Source organism: Sphingopyxis macrogoltabida (genome assembly GCF_001314325.1).
GTDB lineage: Bacteria > Pseudomonadota > Alphaproteobacteria > Sphingomonadales > Sphingomonadaceae > Sphingopyxis > Sphingopyxis macrogoltabida.
Genome location: NZ_CP009429.1, coordinates 1,878,634 through 1,898,811 on the forward strand (window position 1 = coordinate 1,878,634; position 20,178 = coordinate 1,898,811).

Annotated in this window: 18 protein-coding genes and 1 tRNA gene; 9 read left to right on the top strand and 10 right to left on the bottom strand. The window is 65.9% G+C overall.

From position 1 onward, the window contains the following. Nucleotides 1-4: 4 nt before the first annotated feature. A complete protein-coding gene (gene thiE, locus LH19_RS09350; RefSeq protein ID WP_082395545.1) occupies nt 5-631 on the bottom strand; it encodes a thiamine phosphate synthase in 627 nt (208 codons plus the stop codon). Nucleotides 632-666: 35 nt separating this feature from the next. Here thiE and LH19_RS09355 point away from each other — a divergent pair, with 35 nt between their 5' ends. Then, on the top strand, nt 667-1,068 hold the full coding sequence (locus LH19_RS09355; protein ID WP_234716121.1) for a hypothetical protein: 402 nt from the start codon (nt 667-669) through the stop codon (nt 1,066-1,068). Here the strand turns inward: LH19_RS09355 and LH19_RS09360 are convergent. The 6 genes from LH19_RS09360 to tkt form a co-directional block, all read right to left on the bottom strand. Continuing rightward, on the bottom strand, nt 1,065-1,721 hold the full coding sequence (locus LH19_RS09360; RefSeq protein WP_054727321.1) for an O-methyltransferase: 657 nt from the start codon (nt 1,719-1,721) through the stop codon (nt 1,065-1,067). The genes LH19_RS09355 and LH19_RS09360 overlap by 4 nt on opposite strands. Before the next feature lie 4 nt (nt 1,722-1,725). Then, complete coding sequence (locus tag LH19_RS09365; RefSeq protein WP_054727323.1) at nt 1,726-2,616, bottom strand: fructose bisphosphate aldolase; 891 nt, start codon at nt 2,614-2,616, stop codon at nt 1,726-1,728. Nucleotides 2,617-2,703: 87 nt separating this feature from the next. Continuing rightward, nucleotides 2,704-3,342 carry a TIGR02466 family protein gene (locus LH19_RS09370; RefSeq protein WP_054727325.1) on the bottom strand — a complete coding sequence of 213 codons (639 nt, stop codon included), beginning with the start codon at nt 3,340-3,342 and terminating at the stop codon, nt 2,704-2,706. Further along, a complete protein-coding gene (locus tag LH19_RS09375) occupies nt 3,339-4,535 on the bottom strand; it encodes a phosphoglycerate kinase (RefSeq protein WP_054727327.1) in 1,197 nt (398 codons plus the stop codon). The genes LH19_RS09370 and LH19_RS09375 overlap by 4 nt, the downstream gene beginning before the upstream one ends. 17 nt (nt 4,536-4,552) lie before the next feature. Continuing rightward, nucleotides 4,553-5,560, bottom strand: a complete 1,008-nt coding sequence (gene gap, locus LH19_RS09380) for a type I glyceraldehyde-3-phosphate dehydrogenase (RefSeq protein ID WP_054727329.1) — start codon at nt 5,558-5,560, stop codon at nt 4,553-4,555. Between the two features lie 36 nt (nt 5,561-5,596). Further along, nucleotides 5,597-7,564 (bottom strand): transketolase, encoded by a 1,968-nt coding sequence (tkt, locus tag LH19_RS09385; protein WP_054727331.1) that lies wholly within the window; start codon nt 7,562-7,564, stop codon nt 5,597-5,599. A gap of 157 nt (nt 7,565-7,721) precedes the next feature. Here tkt and LH19_RS09390 point away from each other — a divergent pair, with 157 nt between their 5' ends. From LH19_RS09390 to LH19_RS09405, 4 genes are all read left to right on the top strand, one after another. Then, nucleotides 7,722-7,928 (top strand): hypothetical protein, encoded by a 207-nt coding sequence (locus tag LH19_RS09390; RefSeq protein WP_054587910.1) that lies wholly within the window; start codon nt 7,722-7,724, stop codon nt 7,926-7,928. Next, nucleotides 7,921-8,373, top strand: a complete 453-nt coding sequence (locus tag LH19_RS09395) for a cell division protein ZapA (protein ID WP_054727333.1) — start codon at nt 7,921-7,923, stop codon at nt 8,371-8,373. Before LH19_RS09390 ends, LH19_RS09395 begins: the two co-directional genes overlap by 8 nt. Nucleotides 8,374-8,616: 243 nt before the next feature. Continuing rightward, nucleotides 8,617-9,210 (top strand): 5-formyltetrahydrofolate cyclo-ligase, encoded by a 594-nt coding sequence (locus tag LH19_RS09400; protein ID WP_054727335.1) that lies wholly within the window; start codon nt 8,617-8,619, stop codon nt 9,208-9,210. Beyond that, complete coding sequence (locus LH19_RS09405) at nt 9,207-9,452, top strand: DUF2842 domain-containing protein (RefSeq protein WP_257720447.1); 246 nt, start codon at nt 9,207-9,209, stop codon at nt 9,450-9,452. Before LH19_RS09400 ends, LH19_RS09405 begins: the two co-directional genes overlap by 4 nt. A gap of 80 nt (nt 9,453-9,532) precedes the next feature. Here LH19_RS09405 and LH19_RS09410 read toward each other — a convergent pair. Both LH19_RS09410 and LH19_RS09415 read right to left on the bottom strand, forming a co-directional pair. After that, nucleotides 9,533-9,609 (bottom strand) — tRNA-Asp (locus LH19_RS09410). A gap of 43 nt (nt 9,610-9,652) precedes the next feature. Beyond that, complete coding sequence (locus LH19_RS09415; RefSeq protein ID WP_201258443.1) at nt 9,653-10,852, bottom strand: AI-2E family transporter; 1,200 nt, start codon at nt 10,850-10,852, stop codon at nt 9,653-9,655. A gap of 202 nt (nt 10,853-11,054) precedes the next feature. On the opposite strand from LH19_RS09415, the gene LH19_RS09420 reads away from it, so the two are divergent. From LH19_RS09420 to LH19_RS09435, 4 genes are all read left to right on the top strand, one after another. Further along, complete coding sequence (locus tag LH19_RS09420) at nt 11,055-12,059, top strand: DUF11 domain-containing protein (protein WP_054727338.1); 1,005 nt, start codon at nt 11,055-11,057, stop codon at nt 12,057-12,059. Between the two features lie 11 nt (nt 12,060-12,070). Further along, nucleotides 12,071-12,535, top strand: coding sequence for a hypothetical protein (locus LH19_RS09425; RefSeq protein ID WP_234716122.1), 465 nt, complete (start codon nt 12,071-12,073; stop codon nt 12,533-12,535). A gap of 73 nt (nt 12,536-12,608) precedes the next feature. Continuing rightward, nucleotides 12,609-13,673, top strand: a complete 1,065-nt coding sequence (locus tag LH19_RS09430) for a DUF11 domain-containing protein (protein WP_054727342.1) — start codon at nt 12,609-12,611, stop codon at nt 13,671-13,673. 32 nt (nt 13,674-13,705) lie between these two features. After that, nucleotides 13,706-18,823 (top strand): hypothetical protein, encoded by a 5,118-nt coding sequence (locus LH19_RS09435; RefSeq protein ID WP_234716123.1) that lies wholly within the window; start codon nt 13,706-13,708, stop codon nt 18,821-18,823. 66 nt (nt 18,824-18,889) lie between these two features. On the opposite strand, the gene LH19_RS09440 is transcribed toward LH19_RS09435, so the two are convergent. Further along, nucleotides 18,890-20,176 carry a dihydrolipoamide acetyltransferase family protein gene (locus LH19_RS09440; RefSeq protein WP_054727346.1) on the bottom strand — a complete coding sequence of 429 codons (1,287 nt, stop codon included), beginning with the start codon at nt 20,174-20,176 and terminating at the stop codon, nt 18,890-18,892. Nucleotides 20,177-20,178: the final 2 nt, after the last annotated feature.

Sequence of the window (20,178 nt, forward strand, 5' to 3'; positions counted from 1 at the left end):
CGGTTCATCCCGCAAGCAGCTTTTGGAACCGTTCGACCGCGGCCGCGGGGCCGTCGGGGTCGTTCCACACGGCGCCCGAAACGGCGAGGAAATCGGCGCCCGCCTCGATCAATATCGCCGCATTGCCGGGCGTGATGCCGCCGATCGCGACGCACGGCAGCTCGAACAATCCCTGCCACCACGCAAGGATTTCCGGCTCGGCATGATGTTCGACCGCCTTGGTCGTCGTCGGGAAAAAAGCGCCGAAGGCCACATAGTCGGCCCCCGCGTCGCCCGCCTCCATGGCAAGGTGGCGGCTGGCGTGGCAGGTGACGCCGATCTGCGCATTCGGCCCGAGCAGCCGGCGCGCTTCCCGGGGATCGCCATCGCCCTGCCCCAGATGGACGCCATCGGCGCCCAGCCGCTTGGCCAGCGCGACATCGTCGTTGACGATGAAGGCCACCTCGTGCGCCGCACAGATCGCCTGCAGCGGTTCGGCGAGCCGCGCAGCTTCATGCTGGTCGATGCCCTTGACGCGAAACTGGAATGCCGCGACCGGTCCGGCGGACAACGCCGCCTCCAGTTTCGAAGGAAAATCGCCGCCGACATCGAGCGGCGAGATCAGGTAAAGCTGGCAGTTGGGCGTGGTCATGGCGGGTTCATAGCGACGGCGCCAATCTCCGGCAAATGCAGAACGCACCCCGCCTCGCCGCCGCCGCCGTCATCGCCGCGTTTGCCCTGTCGGCGTGCGCCGCCACCGGCCAGCAAACCCCGCTTCCGGATGCCGGCAACGTCGCGCTCGGCCAGCGCGCCTATGCCGACGGCCCGGTGATTCAGCCGGTCGCGGTGATCGAGGACAGCCGCTGCCCGATGAATGCCCGCTGCATCTGGGCGGGGCGGGTAAAGCTGAAGATGCTGTGGCTCCGGCCCACCGGCGAAAAACAGCCGTTCGAAGTGACGCTCGGCGAAGCGACGCCGCTGGCCGACGGCAGCATCACGCTCGAATCGGTCCGGCCGGAAAAGCGCACCGACGTGACGATCAGGCCGGAAGACTATCGCTTCTCGTTCCGCTTTGCGGGCGGGCTTTAGCGCACCCGCGCCAGCACGAACCCGTCCCAGCCTTTCGCCCCCACGGTCTGCACCGCGGTCGCGTCGAGCCGCTTGTCGGCCGCGAGCATGTCGAACAGCGCGCGGGTGCCGATGATCCGCTCATCGTCGCTCCCGGCTTCCAGCACCCCGCCCTCGCGCACGACATTGTCGACGATAATCGTCGTACCCGGACGGCCGAGGCGGATCGCTTCGGCGACATAGTGGACATTGCTCTGCTTGTCGGCGTCGATGAAGACAAGGTCGAACGGCGGTTCATCGACCATCGCGGCAAGGCTTTGGCTCGCTGCGCCGACACGGATATCGACCTTCGCCGATACGCCCGCCCGCTCCAGATTGGCGCGCGCCACCGCGGCGTGATGCGGTTCGAGCTCCAGCGTCACCAGCCGCCCGTCGTCGGGCAGCGCCCGCGCCAGCCAGATTGTCGAATAGCCGCCGAGTGTCCCGACTTCGAGGATGCGCCGCGCACCTGCCATCTGGGCGAGCAGGTACAGCATCTTGCCCTGCGCCGCCGACACGTCGATCGGCGGCAGCCCTTCGGCGGCATTGTTGGCGAGAGCGGCGGCAAGCCCGTCGTCGTCGCCGAGAAGCGTCCCGGCGATATAATCGTCGACGGCCTGCCAACCGCCCTTCATCGCGTCAGGCGACCGAAGCCGCGTGGATCTCGTCGATCGCGCCGCCGAGCGACTTGTCGAATTCAGCGTCGTCCATCTGGTGACGCAGGTCTTCGAGCAGCGCGCGGCTGAAGCTTGCGATGATGCCGGGGTTCTTCGCCAGTTCGGCGCAGGCTTCGGGGCGCGCAAAGCCGCCCGACAGCGCGACGACGCGCAACACCTTCGGATGATCGACGAGCGGCTGGAACAGACCGGCTTCGGTCGGCAGCGACAGCTTGAGCATCACGGGGGCGCCATCCCAGGCTTCGAGCGCCGCCAGTGTTTCCTGAAGCAGCAGGCGGTCGGCCGCGTCGCGCTCGGCGCTCTTGATGTTCACTTCGGGCTCGATGATCGGCACCAGACCGTGGGCGGCGATGCGCTTCGCTTCGGCGAACTGCTGCTCGACGATCGCCTTGATCCCGGCGGCATTGGCCAGATTGACGACGCTGCGCATCTTGGTCCCGAACACGCCTTTGGCGACCGCACGCTCGCACAGGGTGTCGAGGTCGGGGTTCGCCTTCATCAATTGGACGCCGTTTTCTTCGGCTTCGAGGCCCTTGTCGACTTTCAGGAACGGCACGACGCCGCGTTCCCACAGCAGCGCGGGCACCGGCTTGCCGCCGGCATCGCCGTCCATCGTGCGTTCGAACAGGATCGCGCCGATCACCTTTTCGCCGTTGAAGCAGGGCGACGTGACGATGCGGCTGCGCATCGCGTGGATCAGCCCGAACATTTCCTCATCGTTCGAAAAGGCGTCTTCGTCGATGCCATAGCCCTTCAGTGCCTTGGGCGTCGAACCACCGCTCTGGTCGAGCGCGGCGATAAAGCCCTGCCCCGATTTGATCTGGTTCAGCATGTCGGCATTGGCGGTGGTCATAACGTCTCCGGTTCGTTGCATACGTATGTGGTGGCGCGCATAGCGACCCTCGCGAAAGGATGCAAATGCGCCGCGAAAGTGGCTCTCTCAAGCCGGGTTTATCGGCACCGCCAACAGGTTGATCGCGATCGAAATACGCTCGCGCGTCCCCTGATGCGGCATTACGCCATGGTTCAGCCACGACGGAAACATGATGATCCGTCCGCTCCGCACCTTCATCTTCAGTTGCGGCTCGTGCACCGCGCCATTCGCGCTCCGCAGCCGCAAATTGGGCATCGTCATCAGGATCATCGGCATCCGCGGGTCTTCGATGATCAACTCGCCGCCGGTCGCGCCATGGGGCTGGCTGCCGTCGTCGACATAATAGACCGCCGACCAATAGGCGCCCGGATGCGTGTGCATCTGGTTCGACGCCTGCGGCGGCGAGACATTGGCCCAGATGTCGCTGGCCCAGCGATGGCGCGCCGCCCCCGGCGAGACGATGTCGACGCAATGCGCATCGGCGAGCGCGAAAATGTGACGGAGCAGATGCTGCAGCGGCTCGCCGCCCCAGGCAGCGACGTCATGCTCCGACTGCCAGCCGCCGATGTTGGAGATGTTCACCCCGGGCCCTTCGGCGCGGCGGGCGAGGATCAGCGGTTTGAGCGCGGCGTTGACGGCGGCGGCGTTCGGCAACTCATCGACGACGATGGGCGTGTCGAAAAGGCCGACCACCTGCGCCGTCATTGCAGCAGCGCCTCCACGCCCGGCAAAGGCTTGCCTTCCATCCATTCGAGGAAGGCGCCGCCCGCGGTCGAGACGAAGGTGAAGTCAGCGGCGACCCCGGCATGGTTGAGCGCGGCAACCGTATCGCCGCCCCCGGCAACCGAGATCAGCGAACCCTCGCGGGTCAGCGCCGCCGCGGTCTTCGCCAGCGCCACCGTGGCGGTGTCGAACGGCGGGGTCTCGAACGCGCCGAGCGGGCCGTTCCACACGAGGGTGCGGCAGTTTTTGAGCACGTCCGCCAAGGCTTCGACCGCGGCCGGACCAACGTCGAGGATCATCTCGTCGGCCCCAACCTCATGGACGTTTACGGTCCGGGTTGGCGGGTTCGGCGCGAATTGCTTCGCCACCACGACGTCGTACGGCAGGTGGATCGTGCAGCCCGCCGCGTCGGCGGCGTCGAAGATCGCATTGGCGGTGTCGACCAGGTCATGCTCGCACAGCGACTTGCCGACATCGACGCCGCGCGCGGCGAGGAAGGTGTTGGCCATACCGCCGCCGATAATCAGGTGATCGACCTTGCCGACGAGGTTGCGCAGCACATCGATCTTGCTCGACACCTTCGCCCCGCCGACGACGGCCGCAACCGGATGCGCTGGATTGCCGAGCGCGGCGTCGAGCGCTTTCAGTTCGGCTTCCATCGCGCGGCCGGCGTAAGCGGGCAAGCGGCGCGCGACGCCCTCGGTCGAGCCATGCGCACGGTGCGCCGCGGAAAAGGCATCATTGACGTAAAGATCGCCGATTTCGGCCAAGGCGTCGGCAAAAGCCGGGTCGTTCTTTTCCTCGCCGGGATTGAAGCGGGTGTTTTCCAGCACCGCGACATCGCCGGGGGCGAGCACAGCCACCCCCGCCTTCGCGCCCTCGCCGACGCATTCGGGGATATACATCACCGAGTGGCCGAGCACGTCCTCGACCCCGCCCATGACGAGGCTCAGCGATTGCGTCGGGTTCTTTGCGCCCTTCGGGCGGCCGAAATGCGCGAGGAGCAGGACGATGGCGCCCTTGTCGGACAGTTCGCGGATCGTCGGCATCGCTGCCTCGATCCGCGTCTTGTCGCCGACCGCGCCGTCGATCATCGGGACATTCAGGTCGACGCGCACCAGCACTTTCTTGCCAGTGACGTCGCCGATGTCGTCGAGGGTCTTGAACGCGGTCATCGCTATTTCCTTCCGGCTCAGAGGAACTTGGCGATCACGCCCGCCGTGTCGATCATGCGGTTCGAGAAGCCCCATTCATTGTCGTACCAGCTCAGCACGCGTACCAGCTTGCCGTCGATCACCGCGGTTTCGAGGCTGTCGATCGTCGAGCTGTGCGCATCATGGTTGAAATCGATCGAGACCAGCGGCTCGTCGGTGAAGCCGAGCACGCCCTTCAGCTCGCCTTCGGCGGCTTCCTTCAGCAGCTTGTTGACCTCTTCGGCTGTCGTGTCGCGGCTGGGCGTGAAGGTCAGGTCGACGACCGAGACGTTGGGGGTCGGGACGCGGATCGACGAGCCGTCGAGCTTGCCCTTGAGTTCGGGAAGGACGAGGCCGACGGCGACGGCGGCACCGGTCGAGGTCGGGATCATCGACATCGCGGCGGCGCGGGCGCGGCGCGGGTCCGAGTGGATCTGGTCGAGGATCTTCTGGTCGTTGGTGTAGGCATGGATCGTGGTCATCAGGCCACGCTCGATGCCGATCTTCTCGTGCAGCACCTTGGCCATCGGCGCGAGGCAGTTGGTGGTGCACGACGCGTTCGAGACGATCACATGCTCGGCGCCGATCTTGTCGTGGTTCACGCCATAGACGACGGTCAGGTCGACTTCCTTGGCGGGGGCCGAAATCAGCACGCGCTTGGCGCCGGCGTCGAGATGCGCCTGGCCGCCCTTGCGGTCGGTGAAAAAGCCCGTGCATTCCAGCGCGATGTCGATGCCGTTGGCGGCGTGGGGCAGCTTGGCGGGATCGCGCTCGGCGGTCACCTGGATGCGCTTGCCGTTGACGATCAGGTCGTTGCCGTCGACTTCGACGGTGCCGTTGAACGGGCCATGGACCGAATCGCGCTGGAACAGGCGGGCATTCGCCTTGGCGTCGGCCAGATCGTTGATCGACACGAGTTCGAGATCATGGTCGTTCCGCTCCAAAATGGCGCGCGCGACATTGCGGCCGATGCGTCCGAAACCGTTGATTGCAACCTTCACTGCCATGTCAAAAATCCTTTCTGCGGAGGGGCCAGCCGGTCCTTAATTGCCGAGCTTGGCCAGAATCTTGGGGGTGATCGCGTCGACGGTCAGGCCGAAATGCGCATAAAGATCGTCGATCGGCGCCGACGCGCCGAAGCTGTCGATGCCAAACCGAAGGCCATGGCGCCCCGTATACCGCTCCCACCCAAAGGTCGTGCCCGCCTCGATCGAGACGATCAGCGCGTCGTCGGGCAGGATATCGGCCTGATAGGCGGCGGTCTGTTCGTCGAACAATTCGGTCGAAACCATCGAAACGACATCGGCGCCATGACCAGCGGCTTCGAGCTTGTCGGCGATGTCGACGGCCAGCGACACTTCCGAGCCCGTTGCCACCAGCACGACCTTCCGTCCGGCGGAAGCGGCGCGGAGGCGGTAACCGCCCTTGGCGCAAAGATTTTCCGTGACGTCATGACGCAGCGGCGCGAGATTCTGGCGGGTCAGCGCGAGCAGCGAGGGACGGTCGCCTTGCGCCAGCGCCAGCGCCCAGCATTCGGCGGTCTCGACCGCATCGGCGGGACGCATCACGAGCAGGTTCGGCATCGCGCGCAGCGACTGAAGATGCTCGATCGGCTGGTGCGTCGGGCCGTCTTCGCCAAGCCCGATGCTGTCGTGCGTCATCACATAGACGACGCGCTGCTGCTGCAGCGCCGAGAGGCGGATCGCGGCGCGGCAATAATCGGCGAACACGAGGAAAGTGCCGCCATAGGGGACGACGCCGCCGTGCAGCGCCATGCCGTTCATCGCCGCGGCCATACCGAACTCGCGGATGCCGTAATAAATATAACGCCCCGAATAATCGCCCTTCGTCAACGGCTTGGTCGACGATGTTTTGGTATTGTTCGAACCGGTGAGATCGGCGCTGCCGCCGACAAGCGCCGCGATATCGGCCGTCAGCGCGGTCAGCGTATTTTCCGAAGCCTTGCGCGTCGCGACCTTCGGCGGTTCGGCGACCAGCCCGTCCAGATAGGCCTTGAAGGCATCCCCCGGAACGAGGTTGCCGCTCAGTCGTTCAGAAAATTCGCTTTTCTTATCGCTGCTTGCAAGTCGATCATTCCATTGGACATGAAGTTTCTTGCCCTTCTCGCCGAACGCTGCCCACGCAGCGGCGATGTCGGCCGGGATGACGAAGGGCTCGGCAGTCCAGCCGATATTCTCGCGCGTCGCGGCGATTTCGTCGGCACCGAGCGGCGAACCATGGGTCGCCGACGTCCCCTGCTTGTTCGGGGCGCCGAAGCCGATCAGCGTGCGGCACGCGATCAGCGACGGGCGGCCGTCGGCGATCGCCGCATCGATCGCGCGGCGGATATCCGCCGGATCATGCCCGTCGCAGCTCTCGACATGCCAGCCGGTCGCGGCGTAGCGCGCCTTGACGTCCTCGCTCGTCGACAAGTCGGTCGACCCGTCGATCGTGATCTTGTTATCGTCCCACAGTACAACAAGGCGGCCGAGCCCCAGATGCCCGGCAAGGCCGATGGCCTCGTGGTTGATGCCTTCCATCAGACAGCCGTCACCGGCGATCACCCAGGTGCGATGGTCGACCAGATCGTCGCCGTAAAGCGCGTTGAGATGGCGTTCGGCGATCGCCATGCCGACCGCCGTCGCGAGCCCCTGCCCCAGCGGCCCCGTGGTCGTCTCGATACCTTCGAGCTCGAAATTCTCCGGATGCCCGGCGCACGGGCTGTGCAATTGGCGGAAGTTGCGGATATCGTCGATCGTCGGGCGCGCATAGCCGGCGAGATGCAGTGTCGCATAGGCGAGCATCGAGCCGTGGCCCGCGGAGAGGACGAATCGGTCGCGATCGGCCCATTTGGGATCGGCCGGATCGAACTTCAGATAATCCGAATAAAGCACCGTCGCGACATCCGCCATGCCCATTGGCATCCCCGGATGGCCGCTGTTTGCGGCCTGTACGGCGTCCATCGCAAGCGCGCGGATGGCGTTGGCGAGTTGGCGTTCGGGCAGTGTCATTTTTCCCCCGGGGATGGATTATGGGATGGCCGGATTCGGTGGGGACAGCCCTTTGCGGGGGTGGGGGCAGGAGTCAACCGCCAGCCGCACAAAATCGCGCCTATTTCGGCGCCGAGAGGCGATTGCGCGCCCGAAGTCACGCTGCTACCCCTTGGGCATGGAACTCGATCTCGACGAATCCAGCCTGGCCATCGGCCGGATCGAACGCGCGCTCAGCCGTCTCGAAAAGGCTCTCACCGAACAGGCGAACCGCCCTCCCGCGCCGTTGCTCGCGGCTGCAAGCGACCAAAGCGGCCTGAAAGCCGAGGTTGCCGCGGTGATCGGCGAACTCGACCGGCTGATCGCGGAGGCGAAACATGGCTGACGTCAAACTCACCGTCGCCGGACGCCCCTACGACGTCCATTGTGCCGACGGGCAGGAGTCGCAGCTCTTGCAACTCGCGGCGCTCGTCGATGAAAAGGCCCGCGAAATACAGGGCGGAACCGAGGTTCGCCAATTGCTCTTCGCGGCGCTGATGCTCGCCGACGAAACGCAGGAAGCGCGTGTAAAGGTCGAAAAGGCCGAACCGCAGTCCGATTCGCTCCGCGCCGCCGTCGCGCTCGCCGAGAGTCGCGAAGCCACGGCACGCGACGAGCTGCGCGAGGCGCTGGCGCGCGAACAGGCGGCGCTGAAGGAACTCGAAAGCCTGCGGCAGGCGGCATCGGCCGCCCCGGCACCCGCAGCAGCGAGCCCGACGCACGATCGCGCGCTGTCCCAGATCGCCGAACGGATCGAAGCGCTAGCGGTCAAGGTCGAACAGATCCCCTGACACGCCGCGCGGCGCAAACCCCTTGAGGCTCTGCACCCGCGCCCCTACATAGAGGACGGCGGGCACTGCCCGGCACGAGCCGCTGCGAATATCCCTGAGGCGATACATCATCCAAGGGGGCTGTCCCTGCCCGGACCCTGGTCCGACGTATATGGTCCCCACCTGACGTTACTGGCGTCAGAGGATTTTCCGGCAAACGACCACGGCGGTCCCGCCAACCGCTACCGAAGTCCAGAGGAGGCGTTGACCGACTTGTCCGCCGATCTGCCCCTTCAAAAGCAGCAATTGCGTGAAAAGCTGCGCTTCCGGCGCCGCCATTTCGCGGCGAACCTTGACGGCATCGCGCAGCTCGCGGCTTTTCGCGCGCTCCCTGCTCCACTCGCCGGCCTCATCGCCGATCACGCCGTCGTCGGCGCCTATGCCGCATGGGGTGACGAGCCCGATGTGATACCGATGTTCGCGGCGATCGGCGAAGCAGGCGCCCTTGCCCTGCCCCACCACGCCGCACGCATCGAAACGATGGATTTTCGGCGCTGGAAACCGGGCGAGACGTTGACAAAGGGGCCTTGGGGCACCCGGCAGCCGGTTGACGACGCCCCTTCGGCGCTTCCCGACATCATCTTTTGCCCGCTGGTCGGCTTCGACCGGCACGGCGGCCGAATCGGTCAGGGGGGCGGCCATTACGACCGTTATTTTGCGGCCCATCCGGCCGCCTTGCGGATCGGCGTTGCCTGGTCGGTGCAGGAGGTCGATGCCGTGCCGCGCGAATCGACCGACATCGCGCTCGATGCGGTGCTGACCGAACAAGAATTTATCGTCTGTGGAGACCGTTTGTGAATCAGGATCGCCAAAACCCCGTCGGGGACCAGCATCAGCCGACCTGGCGCAAGCCGGCAGGCATGTTCCTGATCCTGTTGCTGATTGCCGTATGGGCAGTGATCATCGTCGGCCTGTCGCCGTGGGTCGGCACCTGGCCGGTACTCGTTCAGGCGGTCTTCTATCTCGTGACCGGGGTGATCTGGATCATGCCGCTGAAGCCCCTGCTCCGCTGGATGGAGTTGGGGCGGTGGCGCGGCTGAAGCGCCGCGCCATCCCGTAACATTCCGATATTCGAAAGTCCCAAGCTGCGGTGGCCATCCCCTTCCGAAAATGAAGGAAATGGCGCGAGTGACGGGGCTCGAACCCGCGACCTCCGGCGTGACAGGCCGGCACTCTAACCAACTGAGCTACACCCGCGTGTGCTTGGGAGAGGCGCCAATATGCGCCGCGCTCCACCCTGTCAACCGTCGCTTTCGCCGTTCGTGCGATTTAATCGGTCGCGCACGTCGTCGGTGGTGGTGAGCGTGCCGTGCTCGAAGAGAAAACCTGCGAGATCGGGCGTTCCGGTCGAGTGAAGGATCGTTTGCAGGATCAGCAGGAGCGGCACCGCGAGCAGCGCGCCCGGCGTCCCCCACACCCATCCCCAGAAGCTGAGCGACACGAGAATCAGGAGAGGATTCACCGTGAGCCGCTTGCCCAGCACCAGCGGCGTCACCAGATTCGCCTCGACCAGATGCACGCCGATAAAGATCAGCGCGGGGAGCAGCGCCAGCCCCACAGCGTCGAAGGTCATCAGCCCGCCGAGCGCGAGCAGCACTGCTGCGACAATCGGCCCCAGATAGGGCACGAAATTGCAGATGGTGACGATCCCGCCCCACATGAACGGCGATGGCATGCCGAGCGCCCACAGCAGCAGGGAAACGATCAGCCCGAGGATCGCGTTGATCATCGTGATCGTCGCCAGATAATCCGCCGTCGCATCGACGACATTCTGGATCACGCGCGCGGTCTGCATCGCCCCGTCGAAGCTGCCGCGCCGGCGAATCGTCCCGCGCCGCAGCCGCGTCCAGCCGGCGAGGAAAAAGAAGATCACCAGCACCGCGAAGAAGAGCTGGATCGCCGCCGACGGTGCCGAGGTGATGAAATAATCGATGACCGATGTCGGCGCGGTCGCCGCAACGGCTTGCGCGGTCGCCTCGGTCCCCGTCGCGACCGAGGTCAGCGTCCGGTCGACGAATTTCTGCAAGGTCGAATAGAAATCGATCAGCGGCGCGAGATTGCTCTGGATGCGCGGGATCGATTCGGGCAGCCGCGCGAACCATCCCGTCGCCGGCACGACGATGATCGCCAGCGCCGCATTGACGATCATCAGGAAGGCCGAGAGCGACAGGAACGAAGCCAGCGCCGACGGCACGCCGCGGCGCTCGAGCCATTCGAGGAGCGGCACCAGCGCGATCGCGATGACGATGGCGGCGGTCAGCGGCAGGAAGAATTCGGCGCCCGCCTGCAAGGCAAAGGGAAGCCCGAGGCAAAAGCCGGCGCCCAATATCAGCGCCAGCGCCGCGAGCAGGCGGTCGCGGCGAAAATCGTCGATCTCGATCTGATGCAGGGGATTGGCGCGCGGCTGGCGTGCCTCCTTCCTCCCCCTGTCCTCGGCCACGCCCCATCACTCCCTTTTTGTTCCGTTGGTCCGTCTTACGCGAGCTTGATCCCGCACGCCAGCGGCTCGCGGCGGCGACCCGATGCGGCATCTTCTGTCCTCATCTGGGCCAGAACACTGATTCCTACCGGCAATTTAACCAGAAATTACCCTTTCATCGTCATGACAGGCTCCGGACCAGCCATTTGGAGTCAATATTGTCATGATGAAAGCGCCTGTGGGGGGCGCGCAGCATCGGCTTCGCATAACCTCCTGTTCAGCCATCGCCCTGCTCGCCGCGTTCGCGCTGCCGATGCATGCGCACGCCGCCGGCACCCGGGCCGGCTCGACGATCAGCAACACCGCCAGCGCCAGCTTCAACAATGGCGGCGGCACGCAGACGATCGATTCGAACAAGGTCGACCTGCTCGTCGACGAACTGCTCGACGTCACCGTCGATTCGAGCAACCCGGCCGACGTCCCGACGACCCCGGGCGCGACCAACCAGGTCCTGACCTTTTCGGTGACCAACAACGGCAACGGCGAGGAAGCCTTCGTGCTCAGCACGATCGCGAACGGCGGCGGCGACCAGTATAACCCGACCGTCACCCAGATCTATCTCGACAATGGCGACGGCGTTTTCGACGCCGGCACCGACACACTCTATACACCGGGCAGCAACAATCCGGTGCTCGACCCCGACGAAAGTATCACGGTTTTCGTGATCGCGACGACCCCGTCGACGGTCAGCGACGGCGATCGCGGCATCGTTAGCCTCGTCGCGGCGGCGCAGACCGGCACGGGCAACCCCGGAACGAGCTTTGCCGGCAAGGGCGAAGGCGGCGGCGATGCCGTGGTGGGTTCGACCCGCGCCGACGGCCAGGACAATGGCGCCTTCCGCGTCTCGGCGGCCACGGTGACGCTCGTCAAATCGGCGGTCGTCGTCGATCCCTTCGGCGGCGCCGAACCCGTTCCGGGCGCAACAATCACCTATACGATCACCGCGACGACAGCGGGCAGCGGCTCGCTGAACGGCCTCACCGTCTCGGACAATGTGCCGGCCAATACCAGCTATGTCGCGGGTTCGATCAGGCTCGGCACCACCGCACTGTCCGACGCGGCCGACAGCGATGCGGGCAGTTACGACGGCACCAAGGTCGCCGTCGCGCTGGGCACCGTCGCGGGCGGCCAGACCCGCACCGTTACTTTCAAAGCCATAATCGATTGATGGAGATGCGCATGCGTACCGCCTTTCTTTTGCTGCTCGCCGCACTGCTGCCCGGTCAGGCGCTGGCCGCCAACCAGGTCGCACTCGACAACAGCGTGTTCATCGAACGGGTGACGACCGACACCACCGGCAAGCAGCGCGTGCTGCTTGAGGAACCGAAAGTCGTGGTTCCGGGGGACCGGCTCGTCTTCGTGCTCAATTACCGCAATGCCAGCGCGCAGGCGGCCGACAAGTTCGTGATCACCAATCCCCTGCCTGCAGCCGTGCGTTTCGCCGACGCAGGCGACACGCACCCCCTCGTCTCGGTCGATGGCGGCCGCGCGTGGGGACAGCTTGACCAACTGACAATTCAGCAAGCCGACGGCAGCCGCCGCGCAGCGCAACCCGCCGATGTCACGCACATCCGCTGGGCCTTTCAGCAACCCATTCCCGCCGGCGCGAGCGGCAAGCTCATGTTCCGGGGGGTTGTAAAATAACTAACTAAATAAACCGCTTAAAGGTCGCCAGCGGTGGGGAACAGGCGACCAACCAAAGCCTAGGAGCTCAGCGATGACCAGCAAGCTGACCTATATGGGCACCATCGGTCTGGCGGCGTTTTCATGCGTCGCCGCTGCCCCGGCATTCGCCGCGGCGGGAACGACCGCGGGTACCCAGATCACCAATACCGCCAGCGTGAGCTATCAGGTTGGCGGCATCAATCAGGGTACGCAGACCGCGTCGAACATCATCACGGTCGACCGCAGGGTCGAACTGCTCGTCGAAGAGGACGGTACGACGACGACCGAAGTGTCGCCGGGACAAACCGATGCCTATACGACGTTCCGCCTGACCAACAAAACGAACGAAGTGCTCGATTTCGCGCTCGCGGTGTCACAGATCACCAGCGGCACGGCGGCGCATGGCGGGACGGACTCGTTCAACGTCAGCAACGTCCGCATTTATCGCGATAATCCGACGACCGGTACGGTCGGAAGCTGGGACGCGGGCGACGCACTCGTCACCTATGCCGACGAGGTCGGTATCGACGCGTCGATCCGGTTGTTCGTGCTCGCCGATATTCCGGCCGGTCTCGCCACGAACGCGGTGGCGGGGATCCGTCTGACTGCGACGGCCAACGAAGGCGGCACTGCGGGTTCGCAGGGTGCGCTCGTCACCCAGACCACCGGCGCCAACACCGCCGGCAAGGATACGGTGTTCGCCGACGCGGCGGGCGTTTCCGATGCCGCGCGCGACGGTTCGCACAGCGACGACGACGATTATACGGTGAAAACCGCAACGCTGACGGTCACCAAGACCAGCCGCGTCGTTTCGGACCCCGTCAACCTGACGAACAACCCGAAGCTGATCCCCGGCGCAGTCGTCGAATATTGCATCGCGGTCGCCAATGCGGCCGGCGGCGCTGCGGCCTCGCCGGTCAACATCACCGACAGCGTGCCGACGCTGCTCACCTTCGTTCCCGGTTCGATCAAGCTCAATGGTACCGTCACGGGTGTCACGTGCGATTTCAACGGGACTGCGGGGGGCAGCTATGCCGCGCCGGTCGTCTCGGGATCGCTCCCGACGGTCGCGGCGGGGCAGACGCTGACGCTCGTCTTCCAGGCCACGGTCAACTGATCGGACACGGACGGAGCAGCGGATAACCCCGGATGAAACCGGGGACCGCTGCTCCCTTCGGGGCTGCGATGGCGCTCTCCACGAAATATTTCGGACTCGTGACCGCCCTGGTCGCGGCAGCGATGCTGCCTGCGACGAATGCGAGCGCGCAGGTCATTTCCAACACGGCGTCGGCTTCGTGGAGCGGCGGCGCGGGGGAGGTGTTGTCGAATCGCGTCGACCTGACCGTCCGCGAGCGCCCGCCCGAGCCGCCCCGCATCACCACCTATCGCATCGGTGAGACCGGTACGAAATCGGCTCCGCTGGCTCCCACGCAATGCGAAGGCGCCGAGGGAACGAAGCGCATCGACCTGGCCGGGCCCTATGCGGGGATCGGCACGAGTCCCGCCGCGCTGCAAAGCAGTGACAGCTTTCGCGCCGGCGAGGTGGTCGTCGTCGGCGTCGTGCTTGCCTCGGCCAATCGCAATCCGCAGCAGCGCGACGCCCTGCCCGTCATCTTGGCGCTCGAAAACGGCGATCGCGAACAGATCACGCTGACCGAAACGGCGGCGAACAGCGGCGAATTCGTCGGCATCATCAACACGATCGGGGTTCCGCCCGCGATCGTCGCCGGCGATTGCCGCTTGTCAGTGACGCCCGGCTCGCCCGTCAAGCTGCAGGTCACCGACCGCGCCGACGCCAGCCTGGTCGCGCTCGCGACGCTCGACTTTCTGGTCGATCCGTTCGGCATCGTCTTCGACAGCGGCGACGGCGCGCCGGTGCCGGGCAGCCGCGTCACGATCGTCGACGCCTCGACCGGCCGTCCCGCGCAGGTGTTCGGCGACGACGGCGTCTCGATCTATCCTTCCAGCGTCATCACCGGCCAGAGCGTTCGCGATTCAGGCGGTACGACCTATGATTTCCCGCCCGGCGACTATCGCTTCCCCTTCGTCGCGCCGGGCACCTACCGCCTCGTCGTCGAACCGCCGGCGCCCTACACCGCGCCGTCGAAATCGAGCCCGGCCGACCTTTCGAGCTTGCGCCGCCCCGACGACGGCCTGCCGTTCGTGATCAGCGGCGCAAGCTACGGCTCGCCCTTCACGCTCGACAGCCCCGCCCCCGTCCGCGTCGACATCCCCGTCGACCAGCCGGGCCTGCCGCTGGTGCTGCGCAAGACGACCTCGACGCAGGTCGCGGTACCCGGCGACGTCATCCAGTATCGCATCGAGGTCGCAAACCGCGACACCCGCCGGCGTACCGGTGCTGTGACGGTCAGCGACGTGCTGCCCGCCGGGATGCGCCTGCGTGCCGATACGGTGCGCGTCGACGGCGTGCTGGTGACCGCCGATGTTGCCGGGAACGGCCGCGAATTTTCGGTCACCCTGCCCGGCATTGCTGCGGGGCGTTCGGCGCTGCTCACCTATCTTGCGGAGGTCATCGTTTCGGCGCAGCCGGGAAATGCCCTCAACCGCGCCACCGCCAGCGACAATCGCGGGACGCAGAGCAATATCGCCGAAGCGACGATATCGATCAAACGCGACCAGCTCGGCGACCGGATGACGATCATCGGGCGCATTACCGACGGCGGCTGCGGCGTCGACCCCGGCAAGGCGAACGGGATCCCGGGCGTCCGGGTCATGTTGCAGGACGGCAGCTACGCCGTCACCGACGAAGGCGGCCGCTATCATTTCGAGGGCGTGCGGCCGGGCCTGCATGTCGTCCAGATCGATCCGTCGACGCTGCCGCTCGACCGCGAGGCGATCGACTGCGCGCGTTCGACGCAGAGCGCGGGCAGCCCGATCTCGCGCTTCGTCGAAGGCCGCGGCGGCGCGCTGAAACGCGCCGACTTCCGTGCCATCGCCAGCGCCCCGCGCGCAGCGCCCAAGACCGCTGCCACCGTCGCGCCGACCGTCCTCAGCGATCAGGACGCCGCCGGTGCGAACCGCGACTGGCTGGCGGGCGAGACGCCGGGCACCGGCTGGGTCTTCCCGGGCACCGATCATAACCCGCGCGCCAAGTCGGTGCGCGCCGTGGTCAAGCATCTGCCGGGCCAGACCGTCACCTTGCGCGTGAACGGCAAGCCGGTCAGCGATCTCAGCTATGAAGGCGAACGCAAGTCGGCCGACGGCAGCGTCATCGTCAGCATGTGGCGCGGCATCGAAATCGGCGACGGCGAGAATCGCCTCTCGGCCGAGATAAAGGACGGCAGCGGAACCACTATCGAGACGCTCGAACGCAGCGTGCATTATTCGATCACCCCGATGCGCGCGACGCTGATCCGCGAACGCTCGGTGCTGATCGCCGATGGCGTGACGCGGCCCGTCATCGCGGTCCGCCTGACCGACCGCGACGGCAAGCCGGTACGCAGCGGACTGACCGGCGATTTCAGCGTCCCGGCGCCCTATTATCCGGCGGTTGAGGCCGATGCGCAGCAGGCGCGGCAGTTGTCGGGTCTCGAACGCGCGCGGCCGGTGTGGAAAATCGATGGCGACGACGGCGTCGCGTACATCGAACTCGAACCCACGACGGCGTCGGGCACGCTGGCGATCGACTTCACCTTCCGCGACGACAAGATCGAGCGCAAGCAGACCGTCGAAACCTGGCTCGATCCGGGCGATCGGCCATGGACCGTCGTCGGCTTCGCCGCGGGCACGCTCGGCTACAACACGCTCGACGACCGGATGGAGCCCGTCGCCGAAACGCTCGACGATCTCAACGCCGACGCGCGGCTGGCGCTCTATGCCAAGGGCCGGGTGCGCGGCAAATGGCTGATGACGCTGGCTTATGACAGCGACAAGGATCAGGACGACGCGCGCTTCGGCGGCGTGATCGACCCGCGCGCCTATTACACCATCTACGCCGACCGCAACGAAACCCGGTACGATGCAGCGTCGGTGCGCAAGCTCTATCTCCGGCTTGAGCGCCCGCAATTCTATGCGATGTTCGGCGATATCGAGACTGGCATTTCCGAACCGCAGCTCGCGCGCTACCAACGCGCACTGAACGGCGGCAAGGCCGAATATCGCGGCCGCAATCTCGCCGCGACCGCCTTCGTCGCCGACACCCCCTATCGCTTCCGCCGTGACGAGATTCAGGGCAACGGCCTGACCGGGCCGTACCAGCTCGGCGCCAGGGACATATTGCCGAACAGCGAGCGGATCGTCATCGAAACGCGCGACCGGCTGCATAGCGAACGGATCGTCGAAACCGTCTCGCTGACCCGGCACGTCGATTACGATATCGACTATCTGGCGGGGACGCTCCGCTTCCGCGAACCGGTGCTCAGCCGCTCATCAGGGCTCGACCCGCAGTTCATCGTCGCCGAATATGAAGTCGACGGGGTCGGCCAGCGCGTGCTCAATGCCGGCGGCCGCGTCAGCTTGTCGTCGAACGACGAGAAACTGCGCGTCGGCGCAACGCTGATCCACGACGAGGATGGCAACGCCAAGACGAATCTCGGCGGCGTCGACGCCCGTTATCGCCCCGGCATCGATACCGAAATCCGCGCCGAAATGGCGATCAGCGACGCCAAGGCGCAGAATGGCAGCCCGGCCGCTACGACGGGAAGCGCCAAGGCATGGCTGGTCGAGGCCGAGCACCACAGCAGCAAGATGGACGTCCTTGCCTATGTCCGCGAGCGCGAGACGGGTTTCGGCGCCGGACAGCTCAATCGCGGCGAGGATGGCACGCGCAAATTCGGCGTCGATGCCCGGCTGCGGGCGACCAAAACCTTGTCGGTTACAGGCAGCGCCTGGCAGGAAGATTATCTCGACGTCGGCTCGCGCCGCCGCGCCGCGCGTGTCCTCGCCGAATATGACAATGGCACCACGATCGCGCGCGCCGGCCTGACCCATGCCGACGACAGGCTTTCCGACGGGACGGGCAACCGTTCGAACCTTGTCCAGCTCGGCGCCACCCAGCGGCTGATGGGCAAGCGGCTCGAACTCGACGCACAGACCGAATTCGCGCTGGGCGGCAAGGACGCCAGTGTCGATTTCCCGACGCGCCACCGCCTCGGCGCCCGCTTTGCGATCAACCGCGACGTCAATCTCGTCGGCAGCTATGAAATCGCCGATGGCGACAGCATCAAGGCGCGCACCGCACGACTGGGTTTCGACCTTGCGCCATGGGCCGGTGCACGTCTGCTCGCCACGGCCAACCAACAGGATATCGGCGAATATGGCCCGCGCAGCTTCGCCGCCTATGGCCTTTCGCAATCGCTGAAGCTCGGCGAGCGCTGGTCGGTCGATCTGTCGGTCGACGGCAACCGGACACTCGGCGGCATCCGCGCCAAGGATGTGCTCAATGTCGATCACCCCGTCGCATCGGGCGGCTTCCTTGGCGGCAATGGAACGCTGACCGAGGATTTCCTGGCGATCAGCACCGGCGCCACCTACCGCGCCGACCGCTGGACGCTGACGGGCCGCGCCGAATATCGCGACGGAGAGCTTGCCGATCGTTACGGCCTGACCCTCGGCGGCCTCCGCCAGCTCGGCGAAGGCCGGGCGCTTGGCGCGCTCTTCACCTATGCCAAGGCGAGCGGCAGCGGCACGACGCCGACGACCGAGGTGATCAATTTCGAGATGAGCTGGGCGCACCGCCCCGCCGAATCGCGTATCTCGTGGCTGAACAAGAGCGAGTTCCGTTCGGACAAGGTGCGGGGTGCCGTCGCCGGCCAGCCCGGTCCGATCGGCGGCGGCGGCGCGCTGACGATCGACGGCGACGCGACGAGCCGCCGCCTGCTCAACAGCCTGTCGCTGAACTGGACCCCGCTCGGCGAACGCGGGATCGGCAGCGGCGACGGCTGGTACGAACGCGCCGAATTCGGCTTTTTCTGGGGCACACGCTATAATTTCGACAGGTTCGGCGAGGACGATGTCAAAGGCTGGTCGAACCTGCTCGGCGCCGACTTCCGCTTCAATCTGGGCGAACATGTCGATGTCGGTGCGTCGGGCACCGTGCGGGTCGGCACCGACGCCGATACGTTGAGTTGGGCCGGCGGGCCGACCGTGACGCTGGCGCCGATGAAGAACACCAACATCACCTTCGGCTATAATTTCGCCGGCTTCCACGACCGCGATTTCGAGGATGCGCGCTATTCGCGATCGGGCGCCTATGTGACCTTCAAGCTGAAATTCGACCAGACGAGTTTCGCGGGGCTCGGGTTATAAGCCTGCTCTGCGCATAGCGAAGCAATCCGGGGCGCGCGTCCACTGTCCCGGATTGCTTTGTCGCTATCAGTCCGCGAACAGCAGGACCGGTGTTTCGATCAGCTTCTTGAGTGCCTGCACATAGCTTGCAGCATCCCAGCCATCGACGACGCGGTGGTCGCAGCTGATCGACAGGTTCATCAGCTTCGCGCGGCGGATTTCGTCGCCGTCGAAGACGGGACGCTCGACGATCTTGTTCGGACCGATGATCGCGACCTCGGGCCGGTTGATGACCGGGGTCGTCGCAATCCCGCCGAGCGGGCCGAGCGAGGTGACGGTCAGCGTACCGCCCGTGAGCTCCTCGACCTTCGCCTTGCCGGTGCGCGCGGCTTCGGCAAGGCGCGTGATCTCGCTCGCGAGCTGCCACACATTCTTGTCCTGCGCATCGCGGATCACGGGGACCATCAGGCCCGCGTCGGTCTGCGTCGCCATGCCGAGATGTACGGCGCCATAGCGCGTCACCACGCCGCCTTCATCGTCGTAACGCGCGTTGATCATCGGGAATTGCGGAATGGTGCGGCAGATCGCGACGATCAGGAAGGGCAGCATCGTCAGCTTCGGACGGCCGCCGCGATTGGCGTTCAAATCAGCACGCATCTCTTCGAGCGCGGTGACGTCCATTTCCTCGACATAGGTGAAGTGCGGGATCGCGCGCTTCGACGCCGCCATATTCTCGGCGATCTTGCGGCGCATGCCGATGACCTTGATCGGCTCGTCGGCGCGGGCGCGGCTGGCGCCCGGCGCATGATAGCCCTGCCCGCCGCTGTAGCGCAGGAAGGCGTCGAGGTCGGCGTGACGGATGCGGTCGCCCTCGGCGTGAACCTGACCGAGATCGACGCTGAGATCTTTGGCGCGCGCGCGGACCGCGGGCGAGGCCAGCACGGCCTTGGTATGAGCAGCAGCGGGCGCAGGTGCCGGCGCGGGAGCGGGCGACGGCGCTGCCGCCACAGGGGCCGGGGCCGGAGCGGGCTCGGCGACTTCCGCCACCGAAATCTCTTCGGCACCGGGTGTCTCGGCTTCGATCGCTTCCTCGACCGGCGTATCGGCGGGCGGCGCTTCAACGTCACCGTCAGCATCGGTTTCGATCACCGCGAGCGTCGAACCGATCGCGATCAGGTCGCCGACCTCGCCCGCGAGTTCGACGACGATCCCCGAAACGGGCGATTCCATTTCGACGGTCGCCTTGTCGGTCATCATGTCGGCAAGCTGTGCGTCTTCCTCGACGCGCTCGCCGATCTTGACGTGCCAGGCGACGATTTCGGCCTCGGCGATGCCTTCGCCGATGTCGGGCAGACGGAATGAATAGCGGGCCATGG